We start from the raw sequence: 14,825 nt of genomic DNA, 5'->3' as shown, positions 1-14,825 counted from the left end.
TGCGTCAGACACATCATTGTTGAATGGGCTAACGCTTTCGCGAGCAAGCTCGCTCCCACAGTTAATCGGGTATTGCCTTAAGATCGGAGCTGCCACAGGTTGAGTGCCTGACCACCTTGGGAGTGTTTACCAGTAAACTCTCCCCCCCTTTCGCCGCCTTCATTTTTCACGCGGCCATTACCTATTTTGTAGCGGAGTCCGCCTTGCGCTTGTTTCACACCTCCGACTGGCACCTGGGGCAAAACCTGCACGGCCAGGATCGCGATTTCGAACACGGTTGTTTTCTCGAGTGGCTGTTACGCCAACTGAAGTTGGATCAGCCGGATGTGCTGTTGATCGCTGGCGATATCTTCGACACGGTCAATCCGCCGGTCAAAGCCCAGGAGCGGCTCTACGACTTCATCGTCAGCGCCCATGAGCAGCAGCCGTCGCTGACCATCGTGATGATTGCCGGTAACCATGATTCCGGCTCGCGGATCGAACTGCCGGCCCCCTTGATGCGCCGCTTGCGCACCCACGCGCTCGGCCGTGTGCTGTGGCTGGACGACGGGCAGCTGGATGCCGAGCGCCTGTTGTTGCCGTTGCCTGACGCCAGTGGTGCGATCGCCGCCTGGTGCCTGGCGTTGCCGTTCCTGCGCCCGGCCGAAGTCACCGGCGCGCATTTGGGCGACAACTACCTGCGCGGGATCGGTCAGGTGCACGAATGGCTGATCGAAGCGGCCAACGCCAGGCGCACGCCAGGCCAGGCACTGATCGCCATCAGCCACGCGCACATGGCGGGCGGTTCGGTGTCGGAAGACTCCGAGCGCAGCCTGATCATCGGCAACGCCGAAGCCCTGCCCGCCAGTCTGTTCGGGCCGAGCATCAGCTACGTTGCCCTCGGTCACCTGCACAAACCGCAGAAGGTCAACGGCGAGGAGCGAATCCGCTACAGCGGCTCGCCGATTCCGCTGTCGTTCTCCGAGATCAGCTATCAGCACCAGATTCTCGACATCAAGCTCGACGGCGAAACTCTGGTCAGCGTCGAGCCGAAACTGATTCCCCGCGCGGTCAACCTGCAACGCATCGGCCCGGCGCCCTTGAGCGAGATCCTGCTGCAGCTGACGGACCTGCCGGACATCGACCTGTTGGCCGACATCCACCGCCAACCCTGGCTGGAGGTGCGGGTGCGCCTCGATGAACCGCAGCCCGACCTGCGCAATCAAGTGGAAACCGCCCTGCAAGGCAAGGCCGTGCGCCTGGTGCGCATCGCCGCCGAGTACGCCGGCAATGGCGGCCGTGACGGTGTCGATGAGGGCAGCACGCTGATCGAACTGGACCAGCTCACGCCCCAGGAGCTGTTCAGCCGCGCCTGGCAGGACAACTACGGCAGCGAGGTCGACGAGCAGACCCTCAAGGACTTTGCCGAGCTGTTGCAAGACGTGCAGATGGAGAGCGAACAGCCATGAAAATTCTCGCGATCCGCCTGAAAAACCTCGCCTCCCTGGCCGGGCCGTTTGAAATCGACTTCACCGCCGAACCCCTGGCCAGTGCCGGACTGTTCGCCATCACCGGCCCCACCGGTGCCGGCAAAAGCACGCTGCTCGATGCTTTGTGCCTGGCGCTGTTTGGCGCCGTACCACGCCTGAACAACACCGGCCGCGACGCCAAGGTACCGGACGCCGACGGCGAAATCGGCACCGGCGACCCGCGAACCCTGCTGCGTCGCGGCACCGGTGAAGGCTATGCGGAAGTGGATTTCGTCGGAGTCGACGGCCGCCGATACCGCGCCCGCTGGGAAGCCAATCGCGCTCGGGACAAGGCCGCCGGCAAACTGCAGGCCAGCCGCCAGAGCTTGCGTGACATCGATCAGGACCAGTTGCTGGCCAGCCAGAAAGGCGAATACAAGGCTCAGCTCGAAGCCGCGCTGGGGCTGAACTTCGAACAGTTCACCCGCGCCGTGCTGCTGGCGCAAAGCGAGTTCAGCGCCTTCCTCAAGGCCGACGACAACGACCGCAGCGAACTGCTGGAGAAACTCACCGACACCGCGCTCTACACCCGCCTCGGTCGTCGCGCCTTCGACAAGACCAAGGAGGCTCGCGAGGTTCACAAGCTGCTTCAGGATCAGGCCAGCGGAGTGACGCCGCTGGCGCCGCAGGCCCGTGCGGAACTGGATGAGCGCTTCAATGCCGCGCAGCAACAGCTGAAATTGCAGCAGGCACAACTCAAACAGCTTGAGCAGCAGCACACCTGGCTCAAGGATTTGCGTCAGTTGCAGGACGCTCAACTCGCCGCGACCGAACAACTTCACGGTGCCCAACAGCAGTGGGAAGGATTGGCCGGCGAACGCTTGAAGCTGACACGGCTGGAACAACTCGGCCCGCAACGGCATCAGTTCGCCCGCAAAACCGAACTCGATGCACTGCTGACGCCACTGGCCGCCCAGGTTGCTGCCCATACCCGGCAGCAGCACGAGCTGACTGAACGCCAGACGGTGCTGGAGCAGAACCTCTCTGCCACACAAATTGCCCTCAGCGAAGCCCTGCAACGACAAACCGACAGTGCTCCGCTACTGCGTCAGGCCTTCGAGGAACAAAGCACCCTCGCCCGCCTGGCCAGGGACACCGCCCTCAGCGCCGACGCGAAGCACACCGCAGAACAAACCTGCATCCAGGGCCAAAGCGCCATTCAAGCCTTGCTGGAAAAGCAGAACCAGGTTGCCGAACGTTTGCAGCGTATCGCCACCGAGCTTGAGCAAAGCGGCCATCTGGCGCCGCTCAGCGACGCGTGGAATGCCTATCGGGATCGCCTGCAACAGTTGATGTTGATCGGCAACCGCTTGAATAAAGGTCAGGCCGAGCTGGCGACCCTCGAACAAACCGCCACCCGCTGCGGCGAAGAGCTCGCCTTGCAAAAGCAGCAACTTGAAGTGCTGTTCAAGGAGGCCGGCGCGGAGCCGGACGCCGTGGCCGAGCAGATCGGCATCCTCGGCAACCTGTTGCAGGACAACCGTAAACAGCTGCGCGCCATCGAAGACCTGACGCGGCTGTGGGCCAGCCAGCAGGAACTGGACAAGCGCGGCGCCGAACTGCAACAACGTCAGCTTGCCGCGCAACAGGAACGTGAGCGCCTGACTCAGGACGGGGTGAAAACCAAAGCCGAACTGACGGTCGCCGAACAAGCCTTCAACGTCACCCGGGAACTGCTGGAACGCCAGCGTCTGGCCCGCAGTGCGAGTGTCGAAGAGTTGCGCACACAGTTGCAGGACGACCAGCCGTGCCCGGTCTGCGGCAGTCACGAGCATCCTTACCATCAACCCGAAGCGCTGCTGCAAAGCCTCGGTCGCCACGATGAAAACGAACAGGCCCGCGCGCAGCAAGCGGTCGACCAGCTCAAGGAAAAGCTCACCGAACTGCGCGCAGAGGTGGTGGGCGTCATCGCCCGGCAAAAGGAGCTGCTGCAACAACAGGAGCAACTGGACGCCCAACAACAAGCCTTGGCACCGAGCCTCGACGCTCACCCACTGGCCCCACAGCTGCTGGATCAGGACACCGAAAAGCGCGACGCCTGGCTGACCCGGCAAAACGATCAGTTGAACCAGAGCATCACTCAGGACGAACAACGTCAGCGCGCCCTGCTCACCCTGCAGCAGGACGCCGCGCGCTTGACCCAGCAATTGCGCCATGCCGAAACCGCGCATCAGCAAGCAGCCCAGCACCTGAGCAACCAGCAGCGCGAACTGGACAGCGACCGTCAACGACTCGACGAGGAACTCGCCGCATTCGGCAACCTTCTGCCAGCCGAAACCCTCGAAGCGCTACGGGTGGAGCCTGCTGCGACGTTCATCCAGCTGGATCGGCAGATCGCCGAACGCCTCACACAGCTCGATCAGCAGAAAGAAGAACTTGCCGAGCAGCAACAGCGCCAACAGACGCTTGAGAAAGAACAGGATCGCCAGCAAACCCGCGTGCAACAGCAGCTAATCGCCGAGCAGCAATTCAGTGCACTGGCCGAACAGCAAACGGCTTGCCAGCACCGACTTGCCCAATTGCTGGGCGAGCACGGCAGCGCCGAGCAGTGGCAGCAAGGGCTGGAAAGCGCCGTAGAGCAAGCGCGCAATGCCCAGGCAACAACGGCGCAGGAGCTGCAGCAGGTACGTACGCAACGGGTGCAGATCGCCGCCGAACTCAAGGCGCAGCAGGAGCGTTTGCAAGCGCTGGAAAACGAAGATCGCGATCTCACCGACAAGATCGCCGACTGGCGCGGCCGACATCCTGAGCTGGATGACGGTGGCCTCGAAGATCTGCTGCGGGTCGACGACATGCAAGTCAGCGAACTGCGCCAACGCTTGCAACACAACGAAAAAGCCATCGAACAGGCCAAGGTGCTGCTGCAGGAGCGTGATCAGCGCTTGCTCGACCATCAAGCCCAGCACAACGGCCACCTCGATGCCGAGCAACTCGCCACTGCCCTCACCGACCTGCAACATCAGTTCGCCGTCAGCGAGCAGCACTGCGCCGAACTGCGCGCCGAGCAGGTCGAGGACCAGCGCCGGCAGAACGCCAATCAGGCCCTGGCCCAACAGATTGCCGACGCCTACAACGAGTATCAACGCTGGGCACGCCTGAATGCGTTGATCGGCTCCGCCACCGGCGACACCTTCCGCAAGATCGCCCAGGCCTACAACCTCGACCTGCTGGTGCATCACGCCAACGTGCAATTGCGCCAACTGGTGCGCCGTTATCGCCTCAAGCGCGGCGGCAGCATGCTCGGGTTGCTGGTGATGGACACCGAAATGGGTGACGAACTGCGTTCGGTGCATTCGCTGTCCGGTGGTGAGACCTTCCTGGTATCGCTGGCACTGGCCCTCGGCCTGGCCTCGATGGCATCGAGCACACTGAAAATCGAGTCGCTGTTCATCGACGAAGGCTTCGGCAGCCTCGATCCGGAGTCCCTGCAACTGGCCATGGACGCCCTTGACGGCTTGCAGGCCCAGGGCCGCAAGGTCGCGGTGATTTCCCACGTACAGGAAATGCATGAACGGATTCCGGTGCAGATTCAGGTCCGCCGTCAGGGCAACGGCCTGAGCACCCTGGAGGTGAAATGAACACGCTGTATTCCTTCCGCCGCTGCCCGTACGCCATGCGTGCACGCATGGCCCTGCGTTATTCGGCAGTGGCCGTGGACATCGTCGAAGTCAGCCTGAAGGCCAAGCCCGCCGAGATGCTCGCGCTGTCGGGCAAAGGCACGGTGCCGGTGCTGAGCGCCGATGGCCGGGTGATCGACGAAAGCCTCGACATCATGCGCTGGGCGCTGGCACAGAACGATCCGCAAGACTGGTTGCTCAAGGATGATCCTGACGCAGCGGCGCAGATCGCCCCGCTGATCGAACAGAACGATCAGGTGTTCAAGGTGCACTTGAATCGCTACAAGTACGCCGAGCGTTATCCCGAGCAGCCGATGGAGGCGTATCGCGCCGAGGGCGAGGTGTTTTTGCAAAGGCTGGATGAGTTGCTGGAGGGGCGCGACTATTTGCTGGCCGACCATCCAAGCCTGGCCGATGTGGCGCTGATGCCCTTCGTGCGGCAGTTCGCCCACGTCGACCGTGAATGGTTTGCGCAGACGCCGTATCGGCGGTTGCAGGATTGGTTGCAGCGGTTTCTGGAGTCTGAACTGTTTACCAGTGTGATGCGCAAGTAAGCACGACCCCTGTGGCGAGGGGGCTCGCCCCCGTTGGGCTGCGAAGCAGCCCCAAGCTTTTTCTGGTCATCCGGATTTACGGCCGCTTCGCGACCGAACGGGGGCAAGCCCCCTCGCCACAGGCAGCCCCCCTCACCACAAAAGCCCTTCAACGACAGCAGGGCTCAAGCCAACACCTCACACATCCCGATCGCCGAGCAATCGACCTGGAACGGCCCGAAAACCACGCCTTCATTCCTGATCGGCGGATTGCCGGCCAGCATGCCCTGCGCGTTGGCGTTTTCGATATTGCGGGCAATGTTGTGATTGGCTTCGATGGCGCGCGCCACCGAGCCCGCCGAGCCCTGTCCGATCCCCAGCAGGGAGGATCCGTTGGTCATGAACGCCAGGAAGGCGATGACCCAGAGTCTGTGCCCTTTCATGCGCCGGCGACTCCTGCGAGTTCAGCCTGATCAACGCTGGCGTTTTGCGCGCGGTGATCAAACTGGATGCCGGGATGAGCGACCTGGATCGGCGCTTCGAAGCTGGATTGTGACTGGGCTGACAGGCTGACCCACAGCACCATGGCAAGGTACAGGCCGATCGCTACATAGGCGCCGTGTTTGGCAGAAGTGAGAATTGCGCTGGCCATGATGTTCTCCGCAGGCATGTTTCAATGCCCACAGAATCGATCAAAAAAGCCTGGGTCACCACTCAGGGTTATCCATAGTGATCATCAGCTTCGTTGATCATCAAGCCAGACTATTTCAGTCTTCAATAAAACTCATCAAGCGCTCGCGCGCAGCTTCCGGTTCTCCAGAAACAGCGTCGGATGCCGACAAAATAGGGGTGGAATAGAGAAACAGAAGAACCAATGCCAGACGCGTCACCATGCTGCCGATCCTTGCCGTGAGGAGGAGTCAAAAAATCAGCGTCAATTTAAACGGATGGCCATGTGATATCAAGCGCGACATTGATAGCAAACTGATGCTGTCGCAAATGCGTTATGCAGGAGCGACATCACTCTGATCGTTTTCAACAGCTGTCGATCATCAGTGACTTCGCTCCTGCATAAAGGCAGGGGGGGAAGTTCAGGCTTGGGTCTTGTGATCCAGCGCGGCGTAGAAGTTGGCGCTCTGTTGCAGGTATTTCTGGGTGTAGCTCTGGGTGTGGGCTTTTTTGTCGCTGATTTCAACGTTGGCACTGGCTGGCAGCGCAACGGTGGCAGAAATGGCGGAAGCGGCGATGACAGAGAAGATGTTGAAGTTCATGGCGGTATTCCTCGGATTCAGTTGGCTTGCTTGCCCGGTGGGGCCGTGAAGCAAACTTAACCCTCGAGGGTTCATGCCTTGAAATGCTTTGTAGCAGTACCAGATATCAGCGTCATTGATAAAAGCAGGCAGGCCCCATCAACCGGGGCCTGCGGCTTATTGACGCGGTAGAAACTTCAGGTCGCTCGGGGCGCCCATCGGCAATTTTTGCACGGTTTTACCCAACAGACCGCTCTTGGCGTCGCGTTCGACGACGACAATCTGGTTGCTCTTCTGGTTGGCGATCAACAGGAATTTGCCGCTCGGGTCGAGGCTGAACTCCCGCGGATGATCGCCTTCTACCGCCCGGCGCTGCAACTCGGCAAGGCGTCCGGTTAGCGGATCAATGGCAAACACCAGCAGTTGATTGGCCGTACCACGGTTGCTGACGTAGAGGAACTTGCCATCGGCCGAGGCATGCAGCGCCGCGGCCGCCTTGTCCGAGACGGGTTGCCCGGCAGCCAGGTCGACCATCTGCGTCTGCTCGAGCGTGCCGTCGTGGTAATCGAACACCGCCACCTGAGCGCTCATTTCCATGGTCAGCCAGGCATGTTTGCCATCGGCGCTGAACAGTAAATGACGCGGCCCGCTACCGGGCGGCAGTTGCACGAATGCCGGGTTGGCCGGGGTCAATGGCAGCTGCGGATTGGCCTTGGGGTCGAAGCGGTAGGCAAACACCTTGTCGGCGCCCAGGTCGTTGGAGAACAGGTATTTGCCGTCCGGCGACGGGATGGTCGAATGCACGTGGGCCGAGGCCTGGCGTTCTGGATTGACTCGGCTCGCCGGGTGGCTGCTCATCTGCACCACCGGTTTGAGTTGGCCATCGGCCGCCACCGGCACCACCGCGAGGGTGCCACCGGGGTCTTCGGCCACCGAATAATTGCTGACAAACAAATGGCTGCCATCGACGCTGAGACTGGAATGGGTCGGCTCGTTGCCCAGGCTTTGCACCTGGCTGATCAGGTTTAGCGCATGGGTCTTGGGATCAATCGCGTAACTGCTGACGCGCCCGACCGGATCAGCCTGGCCCGGGCCATTTTCGTTGACCACGAACAGGTGGCGCTGGTCTTTCGAGAGGGTCAACCACGATGGATTTTCGCTCTTGACCACTTGCAAGGGCGTGGCGTTGATCTGCCCGGTGGTGCTGTCGAAAGCCAGGCGATAGATCCCCTGGCTTTGACCGGCGGTGTAGGAGCCCACCAGCAGTTGATCCTCCTCGGCGGATGCGGCCTGGACGCCCATCGCGCCGATGCTGCCGGCCATCAACAGCGGCCAGAGGTTACGCATCATCCTGGTCATCATCTTCGTTGTCACCGCTGACGATATCGCCCAGGCACACCAAACGGTGTTCGCCCGAGTCACCGGTGATCAACCAGCTTTGCAGCGTGGTGTCGAAGGTCGCGGACTGAACCTGCGTCGGGGTGAACTCCCAGTGTTTGGCCACACGGCCATCCATGCATTCAATGTGCAGGTTGTCGAACTCGTCGAGGGCGAATTCGAAGGCATGCAGTCCGTCGATTTCGACCATTCCGCAGTGTTCGAGGGCATTGAGCAAGGTGTCGGTTGGGGCAGTCATGGCAATCAGTCTTTAAATGAGAAAGACGCAATGATAGCTCAAGCACCCGACCAAAGTTTCACACAAACCTGTGGGAGCGGGCTTGCCCGCGATGGCGGTCAATCAGTCGACAACGATGTTGCCTGACCCTCCGCTATCGCGAGCAAGCCCGCTCCCACAGGGATTGTGGTCAGCCGCTAGAGGGCGTCGCGCGATGGTTGCCCATCCACCAGTCGCTGGATGCGCAGCGGATTGCCGTTCTTCAGCGCGTCCGGCAGCAAGCTGTCCGGGTAGTTCTGGAAACACACCGGGCGCAGGAAACGATCGATGGCCAGTGTGCCCACCGATGTACCGCGCGCATCGGAGGTTGCCGGGTAAGGTCCGCCGTGGACCATCGAGTCGCAGACTTCCACGCCAGTCGGATAGCCATTTAGCAGGATTCGCCCGACCTTCTGCTCCAGCAATGCCGTCAGCCCGGCGAACTGCTCGAGGTCTTGCGGCTCACCAATGACGGTGGCGGTCAATTGGCCGTGCAGGCCGTTCAGGGCCGCCGTCAGTTGCGCCTGATCCGCGACCTCGACCACCACGGTGGTCGGCCCGAACACTTCCTCTTGCAGGACCTCATCGCCATCGATCAGCAGGCGGACATCGGCCTTGAACAAGTGCGGCTGGGCCTGATTGCCCTGTTGCGGATTGCCGGCCAGGTGTTCAATTCCCGGATGCGCCAGCAGTTTTTGCAAGCCTTGACCGTAGCTGCCCAGGGTACCGGCATTGAGCATGGTTTGCGCCGGCTGGTCGCCCATCAGCCCGGCCACTTGCTGCACAAAGGCGCTGAACGACGCCGAGCGAATGCCGATCACCAGACCCGGATTAGTGCAGAACTGCCCGCAGCCCTGCACCACCGAGGCCGTGAGGTCCCGGGCAACAGTGTCGGCCCGCGCCTGCAATGCCTGGGGCAAGACAATCACCGGGTTGATGCTCGACATCTCGGCGAACACCGGAATCGGTTGCGCACGTGCCGCGGCTATGTCGCACAGGGCTCGACCACCCTTGAGCGAACCGGTGAACCCCACGGCCCGGATGGCCGGATGCTTGACCAGCGCCTCGCCGACACCGCCGCCGTAGATCATGTTGAACACCCCGGCCGGCATACCCGTTTTTTGCGCAGCGCGAATGATCGCATCTGCCACCTGCTCGGCCGTGGCCATGTGGCCGCTATGGGCCTTGAACACCACCGGGCACCCGGCGGCCAGCGCCGAGGCGGTATCGCCGCCGGCGGTGGAGAACGCCAGCGGAAAGTTGCTGGCACCAAACACCGCCACAGGTCCCAGGCCGATGCGGTACTGACGCAGGTCCGGACGCGGCAACGGCTGACGCTCCGGCAATGCCCGGTCGATTCGCGCGCCGTAGAAATCACCGCGACGCAACACTTTGGCGAACAGGCGCATCTGCCCGCTGGTACGCCCACGCTCGCCTTGAATCCGGCCTGCGGGCAACGCCGTTTCACGGCAGACGACAGCGACAAAGTCGTCACCGAGGGCGTCCAGTTCATCGGCGATGGCATCGAGAAACTGCGCCCGTCGCTCCGCACTCAGGCTGCGATAGGCCGGATAGGCGGCCGCTGCTGCGTTGGCCGCCGCATCGACCTCCTGCGGTGTCGCCTGAAAAAAATCGTGGGGCAAGGCCTCCCCCGTCGACGCATCGACACTCTGCAACTTGATGCTGCCGGCGGCGCTGCGTTGGCCGCCGATGTAGTTGTGACCAATAATCCCGATCATGGGCAAATCCTCAAAGTGTGCCGACAGTGCCGGGTTCGAAAGCCGCCGGGACCGGGGCGATGCCGTTGATCAATGGTGCGCCGAACTCGGCCTGGGTGATCTCGAACACGTCACCCGGTCGGGTGCGAATGCCGTCGGCAAAGGACAGGGTCGCGGTGCCGAAGAAGTGAACGTGCACATCCCCCGGGCGCAGGAACTGGCTGTACTTGAAATGATGGAATTCCAGGTTGGCGAGGCTGTGGCACATGTTCGCCTCGCCACTGAGGAACTCGTTCTGCCACAGCACTTCGCCGTTGCGCAGGATGCGGCTGGTGCCCGCCAGATGCTGTGGCAATTCACCGACCCGCAGTTCCGGACCATAACTGCAGCTACGCAATTTCGAATGGGCCAGGTACAGGTAGTTCTTGCGCTCCATGACGTGGTCGGAGAACTCGTTGCCCACGGCAAAACCCAGGCGATACGGCTTGCCGTCGTGACCGATCACGTACAGGCCGGCGATCTCCGGTTCTTCACCGGCATCTTCGGTAAATGGCGGCAATGGAAACGGCTGGCCCGGCCTGACGACGATGCTGCCATCGCCTTTGTAGAACCATTCCGGTTGCACACCGGCTTGATCCGCCGCCGGCTTGCCGCCCTCCACGCCCCATTTGAATATGCGCATGGTGTCGGTCATCGCGGTTTCGTCGCCGCTTTGCTGGTGCATCTTGTCCCGGGCCGACGCGCTGCCCAGATGGGTCAGGCCCGTACCGCTGACCAGCATGTGCGCCGGGTCCGGATGGTCCAGCGGCGGCAGGATGCGCCGTTGCGCCAGCAGATCGGCATAGTCCTGACTGATGCCCAGCCCCAGGCTCTGCACCTGTTGCTCAAGGCTCGCGCCCGCCTCGATCGCCGCCAGTGCCAGGTCGCGAACAGTGCGCGCGCCCTGCACTTCACGGACCAGGCCGTTGTCGACCACGCCGACACGGCGTTCGCCGTTACTCAATTCGAATTGAACCAAATGCATGAGTTTTCTCCTGTTAACCCAGAATCTGGGCAAACATGCCCCCCTGTGGGAGCGGGCTTGCCCGCGATGACGGCGGCACATTCAACATTGATGTGCCAGACAGATTGCTATCGCGGGCAAGCCCGCTCCCACAGAGTCCGTGGTGAATGACTGTTTCCTGTCAGGTACGGGTGGCCCCACGCGCGCTGGCGGCAAACTCATCGGCCGGCAACACGTGCTTGCGTTCCAGCAAGCGATACACCACACCGGTCAACACCAGCCCGAACACCATTACGCACGACAGGAAATACAGGCCCGAAGCCAGGTTGCCGGTGTATTCCTTGAGTGCGCCGATCACGAATGGGCCGAGGTAGCCGCCGAGGTTGCCCACCGAGTTGATCAAGGCGATCCCCGCCGCCGCACTGGCGCCGGCAAAGAAGCGGCCCGGCAAGGTCCAGAACACCGCCGTGCAGGAGAACAACGCGAACGCCACCAGGCACAGCGCCGCCAGTTGCAGTACCGGCACCGACAGCCAGGCGCTGAGAAACAGGCCGATCGCACCCAGCACGTACAGCACGGCGAGGTGGCCGTAGCGGTCATTCAGGCGGTCGGAACTGCGCGGGATGATCAGCAGGCCGACGATGCCGAAGATGTACGGCACCGCGGAGACGAAACCGGTCATCAGGTCGCTGCCGCCGAACTGCTTGATCAGGGTCGGCAACCATAAGCCGAGGCCATAGATGCTCAGGGTCACCGGCAGGTAGAACAGCGCCAGCAGCAGAACGCGCTTGTCCTTGAGGGCGTGCAGCGGATTGCCGTGTCGGGTCTGGCCGTACGCGTCCAGGTCCTTTCTCAGCTCGCCGCTCAGCCAGTCTTTCTCCGCCTGGTCCATCCACTTCACTTGCTGCGGGCCGTCCGGCAACCAGCGCAGCACAGGCCAGGTCAGCAGGATCGCCGGGGTGCCAATGACAATGAACAGCCACTGCCAGCCGTGCAGCCCGAGCACGCCGTCCATACCCAGCAGGCCGCCGGACACGGGGCCGGTGATCATCATCGCAATGGGTTGCGAGAGGATGAACAGCCCGAGGATCTTGCCGCGATGGCGCACCGGGAACCATTGGGTGATGTAGTACAGAACGCCCGGGAAGAATCCGGCCTCGGCGGCGCCAAGCAAAAAGCGCATCAAATAGAAGCTGTTCGGCCCCTGGACGAAGGCCATGCCGATGGTGATGGCGCCCCAGGTGATCATGATCCGTGCGAACCAGCGCCGTGCGCCAAAGCGGTCGAGCATCAGGTTGCTGGGGATTTCCAGCAGGAAGTAGCCGATGAAGAACAGCCCCGCGCCAAGTCCGTAGGCCGCATCGCCCAGACCGATGTCGGCGCCCATGTGCAGTTTGGCGAAGCCCACTGCGGAGCGGTCCACGTAGGCGATCAGGTACAGCAGGATCAGGAAGGGAATCAGTTTCAGCGTGATGCGACGGATAAGCCGCAGTTCCTGGCTCATGAGATCGGTCTCCGATTGTTGTTGTTATGGAACCTCGGGGGACGCCTCTCGCGAAAAACTCGCCAGGACCATCCCTCCGTTTGAGCGGACTATATAGTAATACTATTTACTCAACAACACTTCCAAACATCGCAATTTGAGCTTATGTTACGCCTCAGCTCGAACAATATAGTCATACAATAAGAGAACCGATCATGTCTGATAAGAAACCCACCCTGCGCTCGGCCCAATGGTTTGGCACGGCCGACAAGAACGGCTTCATGTACCGCAGCTGGATGAAGAATCAGGGCATCGCCGACCACCAGTTCCATGGCAAGCCGATCATCGGCATCTGCAACACCTGGTCGGAACTGACTCCGTGCAACGCGCATTTCCGCCAGATTGCCGAGCACGTCAAACGCGGCGTGATCGAGGCCGGTGGCTTCCCGGTGGAGTTCCCGGTGTTCTCCAACGGCGAATCCAACCTGCGTCCTACCGCCATGCTCACCCGTAACCTGGCGAGCATGGATGTCGAAGAAGCCATACGCGGCAACCCGATCGATGGCGTGGTGCTGCTGACCGGATGCGACAAAACCACCCCGGCACTGCTGATGGGCGCCGCCAGTTGCGACGTGCCGGCCATCGTTGTCACCGGCGGGCCGATGCTCAATGGCAAGCACAAGGGCAAGGACATCGGCTCCGGCACCGTGGTCTGGCAGCTCAGCGAACAGGTCAAGGCCGGCACCATCAGCATCGACGACTTCCTCGCGGCCGAGGGCGGCATGTCCCGCTCGGCCGGCACCTGCAATACCATGGGCACGGCCTCGACCATGGCCTGCATGGCCGAAGCACTGGGCACCTCCCTGCCCCACAACGCCGCAATCCCGGCCGTGGATGCGCGCCGCTATGTGCTGGCGCACATGTCCGGCATGCGTGCCGTGGAGATGGTGCGCGAAGACCTGAAACTGTCGAAGATCCTCACCAGGGAAGCCTTCGAAAACGCCATTCGCGTCAACGCCGCCATCGGCGGTTCGACCAACGCAGTGATCCACCTCAAAGCCATCGCCGGGCGCATTGGCGTGGAGTTGGACCTCGACGACTGGACCCGCATCGGTCGCGGCATGCCGACTATCGTCGACCTGCAACCGTCGGGACGCTTCCTGATGGAAGAGTTTTATTACGCCGGTGGCTTGCCGGCAGTACTGCGTCGCCTCGGCGAAGCCAACCTGATCCCGAACCCGAATGCCCTGACCGTCAACGGCAAATCCATCGGCGAGAACACCCAAGACGCGCCGATTTATGGCGAGGACGAAGTGATCCGCACCCTCGACAACCCGATCCGCTCCGATGGCGGCATCTGTGTCTTGCGCGGCAACCTGGCACCGCTGGGCGCCGTGCTCAAGCCGTCCGCCGCCACGCCGGCACTGATGCAGCATCGCGGACGTGCGGTGGTGTTCGAGAACTTCGACATGTACAAGGCGCGGATCAACGACCCGGAACTGGACGTGGATGCCAACTCGATCCTGGTGATGAAGAACTGCGGGCCGAAGGGTTATCCGGGCATGGCCGAAGTGGGCAACATGGGTTTGCCAGCCAAGCTGCTGGCCCAGGGTGTGACCGACATGGTGCGTATTTCCGATGCGCGCATGAGCGGTACCGCGTACGGCACTGTGGTGCTGCACGTGGCGCCGGAAGCGGCGGCTGGTGGACCGTTGGCCGCAGTGAAGGAAGGCGACTGGATCGAACTCGATTGCGCCAGCGGTCGTTTGCACCTGGATATTCCGGATGCAGAACTGGCTGCGCGCATGGCCGACCTGCAACCGCCGCAGAACCTGATTGTCGGTGGGTATCGTCAGCTGTACATCGACCATGTGCTGCAAGCGGACCAGGGTTGCGACTTCGACTTCCTGGTCGGTTGCCGTGGGGCTGAAGTGCCGCGTCATTCACATTAAAAGCAAAAGATCGCAGCCTTCGGCAGCTCCTACAGATTCAGGTCAGCCGGATCTCTGTAGGAGCTGCCGCAGGCTGCGATCTTTTCAAGGGCTGGATCACCCAACGC

Annotated in this window: 13 protein-coding genes; 4 read left to right on the top strand and 9 right to left on the bottom strand. The window is 61.9% G+C overall.

From position 1 onward, the window contains the following. The first annotated feature begins 203 nt into the window (after positions 1–203). Genes C9422_RS00425 through C9422_RS00415 form a run of 3 tightly spaced genes read left to right on the top strand, consistent with a single transcriptional unit; the run spans position 204 to position 5,679 of the window. Positions 204–1,448 (top strand): exonuclease SbcCD subunit D C-terminal domain-containing protein, encoded by a 1,245-nt coding sequence (locus C9422_RS00425; protein ID WP_116579263.1) that lies wholly within the window; start codon positions 204–206, stop codon positions 1,446–1,448. Next, complete coding sequence (locus tag C9422_RS00420; RefSeq protein WP_116579262.1) at positions 1,445–5,086, top strand: AAA family ATPase; 3,642 nt, start codon at positions 1,445–1,447, stop codon at positions 5,084–5,086. Before C9422_RS00425 ends, C9422_RS00420 begins: the two co-directional genes overlap by 4 nt. Then, entirely contained in the window at positions 5,083–5,679 is a 597-nt protein-coding gene (locus tag C9422_RS00415; protein ID WP_116579261.1) for a glutathione S-transferase, read from the top strand. Before C9422_RS00420 ends, C9422_RS00415 begins: the two co-directional genes overlap by 4 nt. A gap of 164 nt (positions 5,680–5,843) precedes the next feature. On the opposite strand, the gene C9422_RS00410 is transcribed toward C9422_RS00415, so the two are convergent. From C9422_RS00410 to C9422_RS00365, 9 genes are all read right to left on the bottom strand, one after another. Next, on the bottom strand, positions 5,844–6,101 hold the full coding sequence (locus C9422_RS00410) for a hypothetical protein (RefSeq protein ID WP_116579260.1): 258 nt from the start codon (positions 6,099–6,101) through the stop codon (positions 5,844–5,846). After that, entirely contained in the window at positions 6,098–6,310 is a 213-nt protein-coding gene (locus tag C9422_RS00405; protein WP_116579259.1) for a hypothetical protein, read from the bottom strand. Before C9422_RS00405 ends, C9422_RS00410 begins: the two co-directional genes overlap by 4 nt. Before the next feature lie 115 nt (positions 6,311–6,425). Then, positions 6,426–6,551 carry a hypothetical protein gene (locus C9422_RS32435; RefSeq protein ID WP_256356799.1) on the bottom strand — a complete coding sequence of 42 codons (126 nt, stop codon included), beginning with the start codon at positions 6,549–6,551 and terminating at the stop codon, positions 6,426–6,428. A gap of 198 nt (positions 6,552–6,749) precedes the next feature. After that, a complete protein-coding gene (locus C9422_RS00400; RefSeq protein ID WP_007979950.1) occupies positions 6,750–6,929 on the bottom strand; it encodes a hypothetical protein in 180 nt (59 codons plus the stop codon). Positions 6,930–7,085: 156 nt separating this feature from the next. After that, a complete protein-coding gene (locus C9422_RS00395) occupies positions 7,086–8,255 on the bottom strand; it encodes a lactonase family protein (protein WP_116579569.1) in 1,170 nt (389 codons plus the stop codon). Then, entirely contained in the window at positions 8,248–8,544 is a 297-nt protein-coding gene (locus C9422_RS00390) for a DUF5629 family protein (protein WP_116579258.1), read from the bottom strand. The genes C9422_RS00395 and C9422_RS00390 overlap by 8 nt, the downstream gene beginning before the upstream one ends. Positions 8,545–8,720: 176 nt before the next feature. Beyond that, positions 8,721–10,301, bottom strand: a complete 1,581-nt coding sequence (locus tag C9422_RS00380; protein ID WP_116579257.1) for an aldehyde dehydrogenase (NADP(+)) — start codon at positions 10,299–10,301, stop codon at positions 8,721–8,723. A gap of 10 nt (positions 10,302–10,311) precedes the next feature. Continuing rightward, positions 10,312–11,304 carry an AraD1 family protein gene (araD1, locus tag C9422_RS00375; RefSeq protein WP_116579256.1) on the bottom strand — a complete coding sequence of 331 codons (993 nt, stop codon included), beginning with the start codon at positions 11,302–11,304 and terminating at the stop codon, positions 10,312–10,314. A 160-nt stretch (positions 11,305–11,464) separates the two neighbouring features. Further along, entirely contained in the window at positions 11,465–12,787 is a 1,323-nt protein-coding gene (locus C9422_RS00365; RefSeq protein ID WP_116579255.1) for an MFS transporter, read from the bottom strand. Between the two features lie 194 nt (positions 12,788–12,981). Here C9422_RS00365 and C9422_RS00360 point away from each other — a divergent pair, with 194 nt between their 5' ends. Next, positions 12,982–14,718: an IlvD/Edd family dehydratase gene (locus C9422_RS00360; RefSeq protein WP_116579254.1), complete on the top strand. Its 1,737-nt coding sequence runs from the start codon at positions 12,982–12,984 to the stop codon at positions 14,716–14,718. Positions 14,719–14,825 lie beyond the last annotated feature (107 nt).

The organism is Pseudomonas sp. B1(2018) (genome assembly GCF_003097365.1).
Classification (GTDB): Bacteria; Pseudomonadota; Gammaproteobacteria; order Pseudomonadales; family Pseudomonadaceae; genus Aquipseudomonas; species Aquipseudomonas laurylsulfatiphila.
The sequence above is the reverse complement of the archived record's forward strand: the minus strand, read 5'-3'. Positions and strand labels throughout refer to the sequence as shown.

Excerpts from the sequence above, each read along its gene's own strand:
- C9422_RS00420 (WP_116579262.1), top strand. The coding sequence starts at position 1,445 with ATGAAAATTCTCGCGATCCGCCTGAAAAACCTCGCCTCCCTGGCCGGG.
- C9422_RS00415 (WP_116579261.1), top strand. The coding sequence starts at position 5,083 with ATGAACACGCTGTATTCCTTCCGCCGCTGCCCGTACGCCATGCGTGCA.
- C9422_RS00410 (WP_116579260.1), bottom strand. The coding sequence starts at position 6,101 with ATGAAAGGGCACAGACTCTGGGTCATCGCCTTCCTGGCGTTCATGACC.
- C9422_RS00405 (WP_116579259.1), bottom strand. The coding sequence starts at position 6,310 with ATGGCCAGCGCAATTCTCACTTCTGCCAAACACGGCGCCTATGTAGCG.
- C9422_RS32435 (WP_256356799.1), bottom strand. The coding sequence starts at position 6,551 with ATGGTGACGCGTCTGGCATTGGTTCTTCTGTTTCTCTATTCCACCCCT.
- C9422_RS00400 (WP_007979950.1), bottom strand. The coding sequence starts at position 6,929 with ATGAACTTCAACATCTTCTCTGTCATCGCCGCTTCCGCCATTTCTGCC.
- C9422_RS00395 (WP_116579569.1), bottom strand. The coding sequence starts at position 8,255 with ATGCGTAACCTCTGGCCGCTGTTGATGGCCGGCAGCATCGGCGCGATG.
- C9422_RS00390 (WP_116579258.1), bottom strand. The coding sequence starts at position 8,544 with ATGACTGCCCCAACCGACACCTTGCTCAATGCCCTCGAACACTGCGGA.
- C9422_RS00380 (WP_116579257.1), bottom strand. The coding sequence starts at position 10,301 with ATGATCGGGATTATTGGTCACAACTACATCGGCGGCCAACGCAGCGCC.
- araD1 (WP_116579256.1), bottom strand. The coding sequence starts at position 11,304 with ATGCATTTGGTTCAATTCGAATTGAGTAACGGCGAACGCCGTGTCGGC.
- C9422_RS00365 (WP_116579255.1), bottom strand. The coding sequence starts at position 12,787 with ATGAGCCAGGAACTGCGGCTTATCCGTCGCATCACGCTGAAACTGATT.
- C9422_RS00360 (WP_116579254.1), top strand. The coding sequence starts at position 12,982 with ATGTCTGATAAGAAACCCACCCTGCGCTCGGCCCAATGGTTTGGCACG.